Source organism: Agrobacterium sp. rho-8.1 (genome assembly GCF_033957725.1).
Classification (GTDB): Bacteria; Pseudomonadota; Alphaproteobacteria; order Rhizobiales; family Rhizobiaceae; genus Agrobacterium.
The window spans coordinates 1-16,580 of record NZ_CP192791.1; the positions used below are offsets into that span (position 1 = coordinate 1).

Below are 16,580 nucleotides of genomic sequence, written 5' to 3' on the forward strand. Positions count from 1 at the left end.
ATGAGTGGCGGAACTTTATTGGTTTCGCGAAAAATATCGCCGATGGCAGAAATTGGGTTTGAAATGGCGAAGACCGCCTCAAAGGCACCGTCCGTAGTTGAAGGTCTGACCTCCTTGATGGAGCGTCATGCCGATGCTTTATCAACTCAACTTCAGGCACATCACCTTAAGATCTTTCCACCGACTGCCGAGAAGAGCATACGGACGTTTGCCCCGTCGGAAGCTGCCAAGCTTCTGGGTGTCGGTGAATCATATCTAAGGCAAACCGCATCCGAGATGCCAGAGCTCAACGTCGGAACGAGCCCAGGCGGGCGGCGCATTTTTTCGATTGAGGACATCCACACAATCCGCAAGCATATGGATCAAGGCCGCGGAAGCCGACGCTATCTTCCCCATCGCCGGGATGGCGAGCAGCTTCAGATCGTTTCCGTTATGAACTTCAAGGGCGGTTCTGGCAAGACGACGACCGCTGCACACCTTGCTCAGTATCTCGCCATGCGTGGATACAGAGTACTCGCGATTGATCTTGACCCGCAGGCAAGTCTGTCAGCTCTGTTTGGAAGCCAGCCGGAAACAGATGTCGGGCCGAACGAAACCCTCTATGGCGCGATACGATATGACGATGAGCAGGTGCCGATCGAGCAGGTCGTACGGGGTACGTACATCCCCGACCTTCATCTCATTCCTGGTAATCTTGAACTCATGGAGTTCGAGCATGACACGCCGCGCGCTTTGATGAAACGAAAACAGGGTGATACCCTCTTTTATAGCCGGATCAGCCAAGTGATCGAGGATATCGCTGACAACTACGATGTCGTGGTCATCGATTGCCCGCCACAACTTGGTTACCTCACATTGTCTGCACTGACTGCCGCCACCTCAATCCTTGTCACGGTGCATCCGCAGATGCTCGACGTCATGTCGATGAACCAGTTTCTGGCAATGACGTCAAACCTTCTGCGGGAAATCGAGAACGCAGGTGCAGAATTCAAATTTAACTGGATGCGTTACCTGATAACTCGCTTCGAGCCGAGCGATGGTCCACAAAATCAGATGGTAGGATATTTGCGGTCGATATTCGGAGAAAATGTTCTCAATTTCCCAATGCTCAAGACGACGGCCGTCTCGGACGCTGGGTTAACCAACCAGACACTTTTCGAGGTCGAGCGTAACCAGTTCACGCGCTCGACCTATGACCGCGCGCTGGAATCGATGAACGCGGTAAATGGCGAGATTGAAGCCCTGATCAAGGCTGCGTGGGGAAGAACATGAGCCGTAAACAAATCCTTGGAGTTTCCACAGAGGGTAATAGCCAGTCTCCTGACAATAGGACGACAAAGAACCGCCCCATGCCCCTGATGGGCGTTGCACGAAAAGAGCGAGATCCGTCAAAGAAACTGACGGCGAGTATTGGTAATGCCCTTCGCGAGCAAAACGAACGGCTGACCCGTGCCGAAGAAATCGAACGCCGTCTTGCCGAAGGTCAGGCCGTCATTGAACTGGATACAGAAGCTGTTGAACCATCCTTCGTTCAAGACCGAATGCAGGGTGAAATTGATGGTTTAATTTCATCGATTAAGGAGCAAGGTCAGCAGGTCCCGATTTTGGTCCGCCCTCATCCTGATCACTCTGATCGTTATCAGGTCGCTTTCGGGCACCGCAGACTGAGAGCAGTCTCGGAGTTAGGACTGCCGGTCAAAGCTGTCGTGCGTGAACTGACAGATGAACAACTGGTCGTCGCTCAGGGTCAGGAAAACAACGAACGTGAAGATCTCACCTTCATTGAGAAGGCACGCTTTGCGCATAAGTTAAACAGCCAGTTCTCTCGCGATGTCGTCATTTCTGCTCTTTCGATCGACAGGAGCAATTTGTCGAAAATGATTCTGCTTATCGATGCCCTACCCCCTGAGATTGTTGATGCAATCGGAGCTGCTCCTGGGATTGGTCGCCCGAGCTGGCAGCAGTTCGCAGAGCTGTTTCAGAAAATATCGTCGCCAAAAGATGCCGTCGATTATGCGGCCTCTAAGGAAGTGCAATCTCTGCCATCAGCCGACCGATTCAAGGCCCTTGTGGCAAAGCTGAAGCCCGCTCGCACTGCACGCGGAATTCCAGAGGTACTAGCGACGCCCGACGGAGACAGGCTTGCTCAGGTAATCAAGAGCAAAAGCAGGCTCGAAATTATCATCGACAGGAAGGCGACGCCGGATTTCGCGGCCTTTATGCTCGAACAGTTGCCGAAACTCTACCAAGAGTATCGCAGTGAACCGACAACGAAACACGGAGACTAAGCGGAAAAGAAAAAGGCCCCCAACGGTTGCCCGTGGAAGCCCTTCTCGATGTCTAAGCAACTAGAGAATCGCATTTTCACGAATCTACGTCAAGAGTTTTTGGCACCGATTTGGTGAGCTGATTTCTTTTGCCTTTTGAAAGGTGAAAGACGATGCAGAGTGGAAATATAACGACGCCCTTTGGGCGGCGACCAATGACGCTTGCCCTTGTAAAAACACAGTCAGCCACAGCCGAAATCAAGATTGGCAAAGCGGCGGATAAGTGGAAGATTTTGAGAGATGCGTCAGCAGCAATGAGTTTGCTGGGTGTGCAGTCAAATAGCTTAGCTGTCCTTGATGCGCTATTGAGTTTCTATCCCGAAACAGAGCTCCGTCAAGATGCCAGCCTGATCGTTTTTCCTTCAAATCTTCAGCTGGGACTTCGCGCTCATGGCATGGCAGGAGCGACGTTGCGTCGACACATTGCCGTCTTGGTCCAGGCGGGCCTGATCACTCGCAAAGACAGCGCGAATGGTAAGCGCTTTGCGCGCAAGGATAGCAACGGCGAGATTGACACTGCTTACGGCTTTGATTTGTCACCTCTGCTCGCGCGTTCGGAAGAACTTGCGGTCCTTGCCCAGACAGTGATAGCGGAGCGAGCGGCGTTCAAAAACGCGAAAGAAGCCCTGACTGTGTGTCGCCGGGATGTTCGCAAATTGATTTCTGTCGCGATAGAGGAAGAGGTTGAAGGGGACTGGCACGCGATAGAGGCTAGATATGTCGCGCTTGTGGCCCGGATTCCCCGAAAGGGTACGCGAGAAAACCTGGTGCAACTGCTTGAAGAAATGAAGGGACTGCATACTCGAGCCGTCAAATACCTGGAAAATAACAAAAATACACAAAATAAGAGCGCCAATGCTGCTCAAATTGAGCGCCACATACAGAATTCAAATACCAATTTCCTTAATGAACTTGAACCTAGCTCTGAAAAAGAGCAGGGCGGAAAGTTGGGTGCTGAATCCAAAACGATGAGCGTGCCGAAGGCGAAGCTGAATGGAGAACAGCTAAAGGCGTTCCCCTTGTCCATGGTTCTGCGAGCCTGCCCGGTGATCAACGACTATGGGCCGGGTGGGAAAATATCGAATTGGCGGGAGCTGATGACGGCTGCCATCGTTGTGCGATCAATGCTGGGAGTGAGTCCATCGGCCTATGAAGAAGCGTGTGCGGCGATGGGCCCGGAAAATGCTGCCGTGGCGATTTCCTGTATTCTGGAGCGGGCTAATTTCATTAATTCACCAGGTGGATATCTTCGCGATCTGACGAAGCGGACCGAGCGCGGGGAGTTTTCGCTTGGGCCTATGGTGATTGCATTGTTGAAGGCAAATGGTGAAGATGCTCTCCGTACTGCATGATCGGTCATTCAATAGCCAAGGCGGATTTCGTGATCGACAGTTTGGAAACCTGTGCCGATGTGAACGTCGGTGATGAGTATCTGCGTGGTCCTCTAATGTAAGTCTTGCCATATCACCGATGAAAGGATTATTGGGGACGGCATTGGTCAGCCTAAAGGCAAGCGATCAGTTAACTCAAAGTCCCTGCATCAAATCCGATCAAAATGGCTGTAAGGACTCGCGTTTAGGACGACAATGGTCCGTAAGAAATGAGATGAATTAGCTCCTCGATACGTGCCGCAAAGGCAGTGTTTGCCTCATCGCCATTCCGAGTTTTGGTTCTGCCGTTAATTGGGGTGATCTCTCCCCTTCTATCGTCGATATGGCAACCGACCCGTTCATTCCGTGCCAAAGTTCTCGCGCTCATTTCGCAACCAGAACCTTGATTTTCAGCAACCGACTGAGAGGCCTGATCGAATAAGTTCCAAATGCGTTCTGGCGATGGAACATGGATGAAAGTTTGATTAGGCTACAAAAAGTACCGGACCCGCTTGTCCGCATTGACAACTGCACCGTAACGATCATTGATCGTAGTCGTGACGACTGTATCACGAGCGGTTGCAGAACTATTGAGTTCTACCATCGGCCCCTCGATTGTGACAGCCGCCAATACAGCAGTGCCTACAAGCCTGGCGCAGGTCGGATATTATCAGCCATACACCGACGAACGCAATAATGTCCATCAGCAGCGCGGAATAGAAGTCTTTGGAACTATAGGTCTCAAGTGTTTCCGTACGGGCTTATGGATCGAATGTTTTGACCGAAGAAAGGCAGCTTGCTGGCAATAATTCTGACGCGCCATTATTGAAACATTACCAAAAAAAAGCATCCCAATAATTAAGTGTTCAAGTTGTGACCCGCGTCTCGCTCCAGTCAAGGGATCGACCATCGGCGGATCGAATAATGAGCCGTGCGATTGGTGTTCCGGTTTCTTGATCCACGATTGATGAGCGTTCCTCGCCCTCGGTGAACAGGAAATCTTCGCCCCACTGGCGTAGTGCAACGATGACAGGGAACAGCCCGCGCCCCTTTGCAGTAAGTACATACTCGCGGTACGCAGTTCCATCCGATGCTGGTGCGGTTTCAAATATTCCCCGCCTTACCAGATCACCAAGCCGAGTGGCCAATACGCCTCTGCTGATGCCCAGCCCGTTCTGGAACTCACCGAACCGGCGCTTGCCATCGAAAGCATCGCGGATGATCAGAAGCGACCACCAGTCTCCGATTGCATCGAGAGACCGTGCCACCGGACAACCGGAATTCCACAGGCTCACACGTTTCACCATCGGTACCCATCTCCATCCTTCAGAATCTGGTTCTATCTTAGAACTGGAAATGTGTTGAGCCAAGTGGTCTGGGAGTGGCACGAAACAAGATCATGAGGGCCACCAAATGGAAGAGAAGTTAGACAATGCCGTGCCAGGAATGCGGGACCAGGGCTTGTCGGGACTACAGACCCTCATCATCGCCGCCGCAGCCAGTTTTAGCGTAGCGAACATCTATTACGCGCAGCCCTTGCTCGACCTGATGGCACATGATCTTGGAATACAGCCAGCCACCGTCGGTCTCATCGTGATGGTGACGCAGGTCGGTTATGGGTTGGGGTTGATCTTTATCGTGCCGATTGGCGATCTCATTGACCGCCGTAAGCTTATCATCGCTCAGGCATTGTTGTTGGGGATCGCTCTTCTGATTGTCGGAGCAGCGGGAACGAACGCGATTTTGTTGGCAGGTATGGGTGCGGTCGGCTTGTCGGCTGCTGTTGTACAGACACTGGTCGCTCAGGCGGCGGCCCTAGCCAATCCGGCGCAGCGGGGTAGGGTGGTCGGCGCGGTAACCAGCGGAATCGTAACAGGCATTCTTGCCGCGCGATCATTTGCAGGAACAATTGCCGATATTAGCGGATGGCGGGCTGTGTATTTGACATCTGCGCTTGTCACACTTGTCATGGCCATCGTTTTCATGGCGATTCTGCCGCGCCAATCTACGGAACGGAATACGGAGACGTATACCCACGCTCTACTCTCCATTCCAACAATGTTTCTCCGAGAGCGGAGCTTGCTGTATCGAGGCGTGCTTGCACTTTTGATCTTTGCTGCCTTCAGCACGTTTTGGACCGCGCTTGTCCTTCCGCTCAGTGCCCCGCCCTTTTCCTATTCACACACGAGAATAGGCTTATTTGGACTGGTTGGGCTGGCGGGAGCGATTGCCGCGACATGCGCGGGAAGACTTGCGGATGGAGGTTACGGTCGATGGACAACAGGAGTTTCTCTGGCGCTCTTGCTGTCATCCTGGGGACTAATCGCTCTCCTTCCGGTTTCGATGGTGATGCTGCTCGTAGGTATAATCTTGATGGACTTAGCGGTACAGGCCGTTCACGTCACCAATCTCAGCGCCATCGTGGCTTTCAACCCGCTAAAAAGCGGACGCTTGATTGGAGGCTACATGGTGTTCTACTCGGTTGGTAGCGCCATCGGCGCTATTGCTGCCACAACAACCTACGCGTGGTTCGGCTGGATGGGGATTTCTCTCCTCGGGGCCACGTTCAGTGCAATTGCCCTAGCATTGTGGATCAAAAGCGAGATATCGGAAAGGACAATTCAATCAACGCGCATTAGCCATTGCCCTCGTCGATGACTGTTTGGGCAGGCTGCAATTTTCCGTTTTCGACGATGACGGTCGTTGCAGCGGTCATATCTGCCTCTCATCTCGTTTGAACCACATCTGACAGCAGCTTTTGTTTAGAGGTAACCGAAAGCCTATGCTTCTTGCGCCTTATCAGCTTGAATTTCATTTCGAGAGTTCTTGATCCCAAATTGGATCGTTTCGATCATATTATTATAATGGCATAATTGCACTGTTATACGGGGTTAGGAATTCACAGCTCCGCAACAACTGAGTGCGCAGTTCGATCTGACCATTTGCCTGTCGGGATTTGCAGGCTACGTTTTGTCATGAACCGCGGTTCTTCAGCGCAAAAGGGGTTAGTTCCTATCGAGGTTCATGCACTACCCTACCCTGCTTAGTCTCAATTGGAACATCATCGCCATAAGTTTTCTTGCATCGACCTCGCAGTCAAAGAAAATTTCGCCAGATAGCCGAAGAAGGTGCGCACCACCGACAAACTATCGTTTTGAGCTTCAATCACAAATATTTAGTTTGCTCGTCGTGAGGCCTGTTACACGTGTATTGTAGCGCCGAATTAAAGAAAGTCATATAATACAATAGCTTATGGATGTGGTCAGCTGACCCCAAGCAATCGGTTGAAATGAGACACTTTCTCTTTTGGTTTCAGGTTCAAGGGTCGTTCCCGCATGCATGACATCCACTCTGTTCGGAGACGTGTGTCTCACGCGGACCTGGGGCGGAATTGGCTGCCGTGGCCAAAGCAAGACACAACACTAGGCGTTTTTTGACATTTTCACACGCAAGACGAACCGCGGTTATCCGGCGCCCGTACTTCTACATAACCATGTGTGGTAGTATTGCCGCGATCCTGCCCAGCTGTTCTGGTGGATCGTGTCAGATCAACAGTCGTTAACCTGAAAAGCAAAAACCCGCCGAGTGTGACGGGCGAAGTTGGTCAATGCCGCGCGTATCGAATACATTTCGCGCTTGTGCTATTGTCGCAGGACAGGTGTAAACGCGTTGTAAATGGATTCAAAGAAAGACCCTCCGAGGCGGGTCTCAGCTTAAATTGCAATGCATTTTAGTTTCTCGATAGGGGTGGCTTCGTGCAGGCCGCGTAAGGCCCTGATCGGGGACTTTGGTAATACTCAACCGACACAAGGTAAGCACGGCTTTCCTTTCCTTAAGAGGGATCCCTCGCTGCTCCCTCGGCTTTACTGGTCAAGTTTCGAACCTAACTCTAGACATGGATCTCTCTAACAACCAACTCTGCCTTGAATGTCTTTTGAGGGGCTTGTCGCAAACATCGCCCTAGGCGGGGCTTATCCGCTGAATGCAGCGATCCTCACGCTTTGTTAACCTTTTGAATTTCAAAGAGGCGCACAAGCAAGTCGTTCTGGTCGTTGACAGTCCAGCCGCCTGAAAAGCCGAAGCCTTTCCGCAGCCATAGCATCGCCTCAAAACCCGAGATGGTTCGTCGCGCTGTGTTGAATGATTGGAAGCCACGCTCACGGAACATCTCTTCCAGGTCCCGATAGCTGAGTGGGTATCGCAAATACCAGGTAACTGCCTGCACGATCAGCCACGCCTCGAAATGCCGTCCCTTGAAATGACCCTTTGATTGGCGCTTGAGCTTTTTGGCAATGGCATTCATAATCATTGGATTGCTCCGCAACTTTTGGAGCGCGAATTTCTCTTCCGATGGTCAACATTCCGTTAAGCCAGACAATTTGCGACAAGACCAATGGTGCCGGGGAGATCGAGAATGCTTTCAGTTTCGACCGCTCGCCCATTCTTGCCCGGTCTGAGGAGTTTGCCGTCATCGCGCAGAAAGTCGTTGCTGCTCGTTCCGCGTTCCGCGAGGCGAAAGAGAACCTGACAATCTGCCGCCGCGATGTCCGAAAGCTGATCACTGCAGCGATAGAGGAGGGGCTGACGGCGACTGGATGGCGATAGAGGCCATGTACATCGACCTCGTTGCTCGCATTTCACGCTCCCCCACCATCGCTGACGTCGCCAGCGTCCTCGACGAACTGGAGCGTCGTCTCGAGGAAATCCTTAATCTGTTGGATACGCAGTCAAATTCACAATCTAATAGCACTAAGGATGCTCATATTGAGCAGCACATACAGAATTCAAAACCCGAATCCTTCCATGAACTTGAACCTCGCTCTGAAAGAGAGCAGGGCGAAAAGCCGAGCAAGAGACGCGAACCTCAAACTGAGACGCTGAAGGCCTTTCCTGTGGGTGGTTGGCGCGATCTTATGTCGGCCGCGATTGTGGTGAGATCAATGCCGGGCGTCAGCCCGTCCGCCTATCAGGAGGCTTGCGAAACCATGGGACCTGAAAATGCGGCGGTGGCGATTGCCTGTATTCTGGAGAGGGCAGGGCATATCAATTCCGCCGGTGGCTATCTGCGTGATCTCACCAACCGGGCAGCGCGTGGCGAGTTTTCGCTCGGGCTGATGGTCATGGCACTGCTGAGGTTGCACGGGGAAGTCGAAAAGCAGTCGGCTTGATGATCATTGACAAAAGCCAGTTCGATCAGCATAACTACCCCAATGGGTTATAATCACTATGTAGACAGTTGCTGAAACATCGCTCTTCATCAAACAGGCAGCGGCTCTGTTCATGGACCATGAGCGCAAGGATGTGATTGATTTTTTGGCGACCAATCCCCAAGCTGGTGATGAAATACCGGGTGCGAGTGGTGTCCGAAAGCTGAAATTCAGCGCCAAGGGCAAAGGTAAGCGAGGCGGCGCGCGCGCTATCTATTACTGGTGTAGCGACGATGCGCCAATCTATGCGCTTCTCGTTTACGGAAAGAACGGAAAGACGGATTTAAAGCCGGACGAGGCCAAGGCGATTGCTGCGTTCGCAAAGGCGATCAAAGCGATGTACAGGAGCAAACCATGAGCAAGACGACAAAATTCGGCGAGGATTTGATTCAGGCTATGACCGAAGCTCTGGGTCATGCGCAGGGCAGGGACCCTGCGGGTATGCGTGTCACTGCCGTTGATCTGCAAACCGTAGACGCCAAGGCGATCCGCCAAAAGCTGCATCTGACACAAGATGAAATGGCGGCTTTCCTCGGGACAAGCCCATCAGGATACAAAAAATGGGAGCAGGGGGCTCGACAGCCCTCAGGCGCCGCCCGAACGCTTCTGCGTGTCATGGAAAGAGAACCGGAAGCGGTATTGCGAGCGCTCTCAAGCTGAAGTCTTTGTTTTTGTTAGTGTTGGTCAGAAAACGAGAGTCAACGTCTGGCTCTGGGGTGGGCGAAGGCCTCTTCAAGCGACTGGTTCGATCGCTGGGCGCCAGTTAAGCTTGGCGCATGAAATGCTAGCTATAGTGGCAACTGACAGGTCGAGTCCTCCCGAGCTTCCCCGTCCCTAAGAGAGCCGCGATTGAATTCACGGCTCTCTTTTTTCTCGGTACGGGGCCCGAAAGAGAAAGAACCGGCTTCCGAGCCACATCCTTCGACCGGACAGGCCGGTGCGCAAGTCTCCCGTTATTAAGGTTTTGAAGACCAGCTTTTGGTAGTCCACTGCCCTTGCGCATGGCTGTTTTCATCGACGGCCTCGACGCGAGTGGCGTTGGAATAACGTATGAGAGCCAATCTCGCCACTCCTTCGACCAAATCCCATGGCGCCTCAATATTCATGAGGTCTCCTCGGTTCACGTCAGGCGGAGAGGAGACATCGTCATAGACGTAATTGGAAATGTGGTCATTGAACGGGTTTCACGACGGTTATCAATTTTGCCAAAGGAACTTGCCACTCCCTCCTTCACATTTGCATTCAAACAGATAACCGCAACCGCCCCCGAAGTTCATTTCCGTCTCGTAGTGTGGGCCAGTTTCAAGCTGAGCTACAAAACCCATCTTCTTATCACAGTGATGGCAGGTTGGCGTTTCGTCGCCCTGTAGCCAAACTGGATTTCCGCCAATCTGGCCGAGAACGTCACGCTGACGGCGAGAATCCAGTTGGGCCCATTCCTCACGGGCACTGTTATAGGTCGAGGACTGGACTCGCTCGATACGAGCGCCATATCGCAGGCCAGCGCGAACGACCTCGCCTTCGGACGGAGCATCAGCAGTTTTGAGATTATCAATGCCTGTACAAACGACAGCATTTCCGCCACGATCTGCGTCCCACTCCCAGCATACCCCAGGGTCGTTCTGACACATAAAGATCAAGTAGAGCTTCTGCGCGCCTGTGCGTCGAACCTGACCGAGAAACTGCATATTGCCGCCGCAGGATTTACATGCTGGCCAAGAGAAACTGTCATCGGTGGAAGGTAAGCCTCCAAAGCTTGTCTCCGGAGAAGGTTCATCTTTCACAGTGCCGTCTAGAAGAAGGAGGTCAATATCGGCCATAGGCTTTCCTAACATCGTTTCGGTCGAAAAATCTCAAGATTTTGCTCGATAGGTTACATTGACTTTGGCAGCGCTGCAAAATCAGGATCTTCCTGACACCATTTGCCCAATCCAAACACTAAGTCCGCTGAAAAGCCCAATGACCAAGCCCTCCACAATTCGATTCACATCTCCCTCCTGAACGATGTAGCGAAACTCCGAATTCTGCCCGACACGATAAATGCGATTTTGCCGCGTTGCAAAAGTAGCCAGCGCCAAAGGTGAAGTCCGGATTCAGCCCAAAGCGCTCAGTGAGCTTGGTTTAGGTTCACGCCGTCCGGTTCTGCAGGTAGAGGCCCCGAAAAAACACAGCCATGTTTGGCCACCAGAAAGCAAACTCATTTGTTTCCCACCCGGCCAAAGGATCGTCATCGTAGTTGCTGAAAAAAGCCTTGCAGACACGTGGCGGCGGACCTTGGCGATAGTCCAGCAGAACAGCCTGGCTTCCGGCACATGCGATAGCAATCAGGCGTGGATCAAGGCTGCTGCAATCAAGCCTGCCGAGATCGAGCTCTTCCCATTCAACATGTAGAAGATCGCTTAGAGGTGCGACATTCTCCAACGCAAGGTATTGATGTGTTGATTGGGGAATGGGCACGATATCATCGCTCTTTGGGTTGTTTCTATCTCCCCAATACAAGGTATCCACCCAACCACCGTTGAATTGCTTGTAGACGTCGCGCCACGGCATTGGCAGGCGAATTCCCAGCCGCTCTTCCTGCGCCGCAATTTGTGCCTCGGTCAGTCTGCCGCTCTCTTTTACGCCAACCCGCCTTTGCCAGATACGGTTCTTTGTCAGTTCGGGATCCGTCTCGTTCTCGATCACCGTGTGCTGGTCCAGGTGCCAAGTAAATATGTTGTTCACATCCACACACGTAACCGGCTGGTTCAGTCGCTTTTTCTCATGGCGTATATCGGGATTAACGGGGCGCCAATGTATGGCCGATTCCCGATCCCTCTTGCGCTCGTCCAAGATGCCAAGGAAAAGCCGCTCGGTTTCTACTTCGTCTGAAGTGAGCGAAGAAGATGTAGGTTTCGTCATTCTCCGTAAACTCCTTTTCGCAAAAGCCGTTAGGCCTGGCGAAACCGACCGCTCTCTTCGAACATTTCTCCAGATCACGATAGCTCAGCGGATACCTCTGATTTTAAGCTGTTACTCAGAGGTTGCCTGAATATCCACCTTGTCGAGCAAGCCCATCGGATATTCAGAGGCAGCAACCAAATCCAGAAGGCCGAGCCCGTTTGAGCCGGTGGCTTTGACGGTCACGATCAGTGTTCCAGGAGTGCTGACGAAGCGAACCAGTGCTTCCACTGCACTCTGAAGTTTGGGCTGTTCGGCCGCAATCTGCTGCAACATCATGCTGGCCACCATTGTCAAAGTACCGCGCACCTGATCTTCGGTCATTTTATTCTGCAGAGCATAAAGTTTGATCGCCTTGGCCATCATACCCTCGTCTCTGATTGTCAGTTTTACTTCACGACCCGCGAGCCCGAAGAGGGCGGCCTGAGCACGGCCGACATCGAACGCGAAGAACTCTTCTGTAAACCCGCTGACCAATCCGGAAAGATTGACACTGCCGAAATCCTTGCTGCGGAGAGAGATTTCCCTGATGTGCAGGTTCTTGTTCGGCTCATCCCATCCGGCAGAGAGAGCATAAGACAGGGCGAGAGATTCCAGCCCCAGTTTACGCGCTTCAATGAACACCTCCTCCGATGAATCGACCGGAATGGGAACAGAAAGTTCGTCCTGCTTGATCTCAATATCGGTCGGGATACCGTTATAGGGCTTTGTCAGCCCTATCTCGAAATTCTTGAGTTTGAACTGAACGCGTTCAGGCATATATGCCGTGGTTTCGTCTGTCTTTTCCAGGGTGGCGACATCGACATTGATACCACCGACACGTACTCTGCCCAGTTCTGGTATCAGGCGCGTAAAAGCGGATGTTTCGATCTGCGTATCGTCTAGTCCGACAATTTGTGAAAGACCCTCAATCGTTGAGCTCCAGTCAAACCCTTTGAGGCTTGCCTCGCCCACTTCGATCGTGTCGTCACCACACTTCATTGACAGGCCATAAAGGCCAAAACTAAGCTTGCGGCTCTCCATCTGCATGTCGATGCGATCAATGCCGCCAATGACACGCTTACCAGCCGACCCCTCACTTTCGTTCGGTACGTCTGCTTTGAGCCCCAGCAATTGCATGTTGCTCTTGCCTATCATGTCAAGGATAGACACACCCTTGGCAAAAAAAGCCTGTCGTTCCTGCGGTGACGGTTCAGCATTCGCTTCGAGCGTCGCAAGTGTTTTCAAAGTGTCAAGAAGCGGCTCGGCTGGCATGCGGGCGGTGAAACCATCACTACGGATCTCGTCGTAGCTGAAACGACCGTCGCCCTCAGTGAAGGAAATATTTTTAACTGACAGAGGGCCATAGACCGGCTTTGCTTCCTTGTCTTGAGGACCTGCTTTTTCAGTGTAAAGCCTCGCTATAAAAGCCGCATTGAAATCCTGGCCGACGATGGCACCGGTTGAGACGACCATATGCTTTTGTTTGGGCTCGTCGGCACTGTTCGGCAATTCCATCTTGATGTCGTAGCTGGCAGTGTCCACCGTGTAGTTGGCGATCCGCCCATCGGCAACGTCTGAGAGCGTGATGTTCCTGTAAACGGTTTTTTGCTCGGTGCTGGCAATGGATTGCGTAAGTGTCATCTCTGGGGTGAATATCCGCGTCGCCGCGAAGCGCTCGATGCGCTTTCCGAGAGATTGGGCACTGCCAACGCCTGGTTCGTCCGAGCGCACGGCATCTTCAACGATGGCATTCTCAATGCGCGCATGTGCCACCGAGAGTGTCCCCGTTGGCACATCGATCGCGACTTCATTGATATCAAGCGCGCCGTCCAGGAACGGAAGCTTGGGCCGTCCATCGATCGCCGCGATTCTTATCGTTTTGCCGTCGGCCAGAGGTAATGTCAGGTCGCGGACATGAATTTGGCCTAAAAAATCGACATCGACGGAACCGGCCGTTGCTCCGCTGCTGGAAAGAAGTTCGCTGACCTTTGTCTCGTAGTAGATTTTGACCCCGACAACACCAGTGGCAGTAACAGCGATAATTCCAGCGGTCGCCCATAGAGCCTTGCGTCGGCCCGTGCTGGCTTTTCTACCTTGCTGTTCCACGAATTTGGTCCCCTCAGCGAATTGAATCTGTGCGCTTTTTAGGCACGCGAAAGTTGCTATGCAAGAGGTGCACAGCGGCCAGCGGAAGTTTTGCAACATGATCCCGTTGTTTGCTCAAGCAGATCAATGGGTATCCCGTTCGATTTGCATTTGCGATTTTGATATCGGGTGGTCTGATCTATCTTGGCGTGACGGCGGGGACCCGTCGCATCCTCGATTTTAGAAGTGGGCGAGCTTGTGGTGTGGTGCCTAAACACCAATATCGTCCTCCGGTTGATCAACGCGTTCGTTAACGTATCTAAACACTGTTAACCGCGATAACGGTTCGGTCACCAGCTGATCTATTCTCATGGCTCAATATACGCCAAAGTTGGGCCGCAGCCATTGGCCTCGCGCCTTTTCAAATGAATGTAAGACCATAATTGCAGGGAGATTTTGATGCCGTTTTTCAAGACGTTTATGGCCGCGACCGCGCTTGTTTTCCTTTTGCAAAATCCGCTCGCTGTTGGGTTCGTGGCTCGTCCGGCATTTTCGCAGACTGCTTCGGAAGCCGTGGTCTCTGAAGAGGTCACAGCCAAGCTGAACACGTATGTTGAGTTCTTGAACCGGACGCTCAGAGCATCAGAATCGTTGGAGAGGTACGACAGTTGGGTCGACATGAAGAAAGGGCCCACTGGCAAAGAAAGGATCATCTACGGCCTGTACTCGCTTTACGACGTCCGAGATGAGGCTTCTGCCGCGGTAGCCGCTGCGCAGGTAGCCCCCAAGATGCCAGAGCTCGATGCTGCAATGGCCGCCTATGTCGAAACTTACCAGCAGCTTGCGCCAGTCATTGAACGCGCCAACAAATATTACGAGAGACAGGACTACAAGAGCGATAAGATGGAAGCCGGCAAGGGATTCCATAAGGAGATAGCTGCGCTTGCTCCCGCATTTGAGGAGCGTCGCAAGACGGCAGATGCTGCGCTGCGCACGGAGAAGGTGAAAGCAGATCTGGCATCACTGACCGCGTTGGAAAAAAGCGAGGGCAAGAAGTCTCGCTGGCACGTCCGCAACGTGATGTTTCGTGCAGAAGCGGTGATGGATTTGATGCCGACAAACGATCGCCCGGTCGTGAAGATGTCTGACTTCAAGCAAGCACTTGATGATTATTCGGGCGCTGTGCGGGAGTTCGACGATTACTCACTGGAGCATCCCGATTCCTTCCACGTTTTTGAATCGCAGCCGGCGTCGCTTTTATCGAAGCTGCGTGATTTGGACGAAAAGCTGGAGAAGGCAAAAGGCGACGCTCGCAAAGGGGCTGGCGAGGATTTGCAGTGGCTGGTGTCTGACTACAATACCATGGTAAGCACCGCCGAGACGGCCACAACGTTTGCCAAGGATTAGGTCAGACGAAAGCACACCTCTCCATTTGAGTGCAAGTTGTCGAATGGAGCCTATGGCTTTTCTGGTTCGAGTGCTTTGATCACCCATTGGCTTGGTTTGTACCGTAGGCGTATTCGAGATTCATCCGCCTCTAGGCTATCGCAACGCAGTCGTTGCACTGCTGCCTCGATTTCTCTGGCGCGCGGACCATCATATGGTTCTTCTCCGGCCCAGTGTTCGCATTGAGCACGGCGGTCGAGAAACGCTTCGACTTCGTGAGGCAGTTGAACCGTTGCAGACGCCACGACGGCTGTTACACAGAACGCAAGTATCATCATTTCCTACCCGGCATTCTCACTCGTCGATAATCCTGTCATCGGTGTGAGAGGGTGTCTATGCTGTGTCACGAAGTGTGCGCCACTTCTGAGACAATATATTTCAGGAGAGATTTTTAGCGAAGTGATCAGCCAACTTAAGATATTAGCGCGGTACGGTTCGCTGATCGCCCTATTCTGCATCCTTTCTATAGCCCAATCTGCAGGAGCCGAAATGCCATCTGAAGATTATGCCGATATCATCGCCTTCGCCTCCGATTTCTCGAGAGGTGACCCCACCATCGTAAAGCGGGTCCAGGAGATGGCGGTCAACCCGCCCACGGATATGGAGACTGTCGGATTTTACGGCGTAGAGGATTACTCTGCGCGTCATCGGTTATTTCTTGCCACCGTCAATCTGTTGGACAATGCCGGAAAGCTGCACTCGGTGGAAGACAAGTACACCAGCGATATTTTCTCGATCTGGCAAGACGCTGGCATTATAACCAAAACTTCGCTCGGCCCTATCGCAAATGCTGTTTTCGGCCCTCTGATCATTGGAGAACAACCACCGGGACCGATAAGCTCTTATCGTGACCTCGTCTGGGCTCAATATGCCGATGCTACAAAGGAGCTGGAGCAGAGCATCCAAGAGAGGGGTAAGGTTCTCCTGTCGATTGATGCGACGGACGGCGATACGATGTTTTTCGCGCTCGTACCCTCCGAGATCGCTAACCGTTGGCGCGACAAGGCTTTAAGCGAACACGAAGGATATCGCTCAGGCGTGCGTTCTGCGATGTGGGACCGCTTCTGGGTCAGCCTGGCTTACTCCACCCGAGGAATGATGGTTGACGACGACCGCAAAGGCCTTCCACCCGGCACTCGCGAACGGGACAACGCGATACCTTTCGCGAAATGAGCATATGTCAGCCGACAGCTCTTTATCCTCGATCGCAAAGGATTGCATGG

Annotated in this window: 15 protein-coding genes and 1 pseudogene; 10 read left to right on the top strand and 6 right to left on the bottom strand. The window is 52.5% G+C overall.

From position 1 onward, the window contains the following. Window positions 1–63 precede the first annotated feature (63 nt). The 3 genes from repA (at window position 64) to repC (RMR21_RS23815) (ending at window position 3,679) form a co-directional block, all read left to right on the top strand. Window positions 64–1,272 (top strand): plasmid partitioning protein RepA, encoded by a 1,209-nt coding sequence (gene repA / locus RMR21_RS23805; protein ID WP_498672469.1) that lies wholly within the window; start codon window positions 64–66, stop codon window positions 1,270–1,272. Further along, entirely contained in the window at window positions 1,269–2,288 is a 1,020-nt protein-coding gene (gene repB / locus RMR21_RS23810) for a plasmid partitioning protein RepB (RefSeq protein WP_498672473.1), read from the top strand. The genes repA and repB overlap by 4 nt, the downstream gene beginning before the upstream one ends. Before the next feature lie 152 nt (window positions 2,289–2,440). Next, window positions 2,441–3,679, top strand: coding sequence for a plasmid replication protein RepC (gene repC, locus RMR21_RS23815; RefSeq protein WP_498672474.1), 1,239 nt, complete (start codon window positions 2,441–2,443; stop codon window positions 3,677–3,679). 884 nt (window positions 3,680–4,563) lie between these two features. Here repC (RMR21_RS23815) and RMR21_RS23820 read toward each other — a convergent pair. Next, complete coding sequence (locus tag RMR21_RS23820; protein WP_498672476.1) at window positions 4,564–5,004, bottom strand: winged helix-turn-helix transcriptional regulator; 441 nt, start codon at window positions 5,002–5,004, stop codon at window positions 4,564–4,566. A gap of 106 nt (window positions 5,005–5,110) precedes the next feature. Between RMR21_RS23820 and RMR21_RS23825 the strand changes: the two genes are divergently transcribed. Both RMR21_RS23825 and RMR21_RS23830 read left to right on the top strand, forming a co-directional pair. After that, window positions 5,111–6,355 (top strand): MFS transporter, encoded by a 1,245-nt coding sequence (locus RMR21_RS23825; RefSeq protein ID WP_498672478.1) that lies wholly within the window; start codon window positions 5,111–5,113, stop codon window positions 6,353–6,355. A 681-nt stretch (window positions 6,356–7,036) separates the two neighbouring features. Further along, window positions 7,037–7,123: a WGR domain-containing protein gene (locus RMR21_RS23830; protein WP_498672660.1), complete on the top strand. Its 87-nt coding sequence runs from the start codon at window positions 7,037–7,039 to the stop codon at window positions 7,121–7,123. A 568-nt stretch (window positions 7,124–7,691) separates the two neighbouring features. On the opposite strand, the gene RMR21_RS23835 is transcribed toward RMR21_RS23830, so the two are convergent. After that, a complete protein-coding gene (locus RMR21_RS23835) occupies window positions 7,692–8,006 on the bottom strand; it encodes a hypothetical protein (RefSeq protein WP_498672480.1) in 315 nt (104 codons plus the stop codon). An 89-nt stretch (window positions 8,007–8,095) separates the two neighbouring features. Between RMR21_RS23835 and repC (RMR21_RS23840) the strand changes: the two are divergent. The 3 genes and pseudogenes from repC (RMR21_RS23840) to RMR21_RS23850 all read left to right on the top strand — a co-directional run. Next, a pseudogene (repC, locus tag RMR21_RS23840) lies at window positions 8,096–8,865 on the top strand (replication initiation protein RepC); the annotation flags it as partial. A gap of 112 nt (window positions 8,866–8,977) precedes the next feature. Next, entirely contained in the window at window positions 8,978–9,262 is a 285-nt protein-coding gene (locus RMR21_RS23845) for an addiction module toxin RelE (RefSeq protein ID WP_498672482.1), read from the top strand. Then, window positions 9,259–9,564: a helix-turn-helix domain-containing protein gene (locus RMR21_RS23850; RefSeq protein WP_498672484.1), complete on the top strand. Its 306-nt coding sequence runs from the start codon at window positions 9,259–9,261 to the stop codon at window positions 9,562–9,564. Before RMR21_RS23845 ends, RMR21_RS23850 begins: the two co-directional genes overlap by 4 nt. 296 nt (window positions 9,565–9,860) lie before the next feature. On the opposite strand, the gene RMR21_RS23855 is transcribed toward RMR21_RS23850, so the two are convergent. The 4 genes from RMR21_RS23855 to RMR21_RS23870 form a co-directional block, all read right to left on the bottom strand. Continuing rightward, window positions 9,861–10,010 (bottom strand): hypothetical protein, encoded by a 150-nt coding sequence (locus tag RMR21_RS23855; RefSeq protein ID WP_498672486.1) that lies wholly within the window; start codon window positions 10,008–10,010, stop codon window positions 9,861–9,863. 90 nt (window positions 10,011–10,100) lie between these two features. Beyond that, window positions 10,101–10,724 (bottom strand): hypothetical protein, encoded by a 624-nt coding sequence (locus tag RMR21_RS23860; protein ID WP_498672487.1) that lies wholly within the window; start codon window positions 10,722–10,724, stop codon window positions 10,101–10,103. A 307-nt stretch (window positions 10,725–11,031) separates the two neighbouring features. Further along, a complete protein-coding gene (locus tag RMR21_RS23865; protein ID WP_498672489.1) occupies window positions 11,032–11,805 on the bottom strand; it encodes an SMI1/KNR4 family protein in 774 nt (257 codons plus the stop codon). A gap of 111 nt (window positions 11,806–11,916) precedes the next feature. Continuing rightward, window positions 11,917–13,932 carry an aq_1923 C-terminal domain gene (locus RMR21_RS23870; protein WP_498672491.1) on the bottom strand — a complete coding sequence of 672 codons (2,016 nt, stop codon included), beginning with the start codon at window positions 13,930–13,932 and terminating at the stop codon, window positions 11,917–11,919. A gap of 438 nt (window positions 13,933–14,370) precedes the next feature. On the opposite strand from RMR21_RS23870, the gene RMR21_RS23875 reads away from it, so the two are divergent. Together RMR21_RS23875 and RMR21_RS23880 are read left to right on the top strand one after the other, a co-directional pair. After that, window positions 14,371–15,318 carry a YiiG family protein gene (locus RMR21_RS23875; RefSeq protein ID WP_498672493.1) on the top strand — a complete coding sequence of 316 codons (948 nt, stop codon included), beginning with the start codon at window positions 14,371–14,373 and terminating at the stop codon, window positions 15,316–15,318. Window positions 15,319–15,846: 528 nt separating this feature from the next. Then, the gene (locus RMR21_RS23880) at window positions 15,847–16,530 is read left to right on the top strand and encodes a hypothetical protein (RefSeq protein ID WP_498672494.1); all 684 of its coding nucleotides are present in this window, start codon (window positions 15,847–15,849) and stop codon (window positions 16,528–16,530) included. Window positions 16,531–16,580 lie beyond the last annotated feature (50 nt).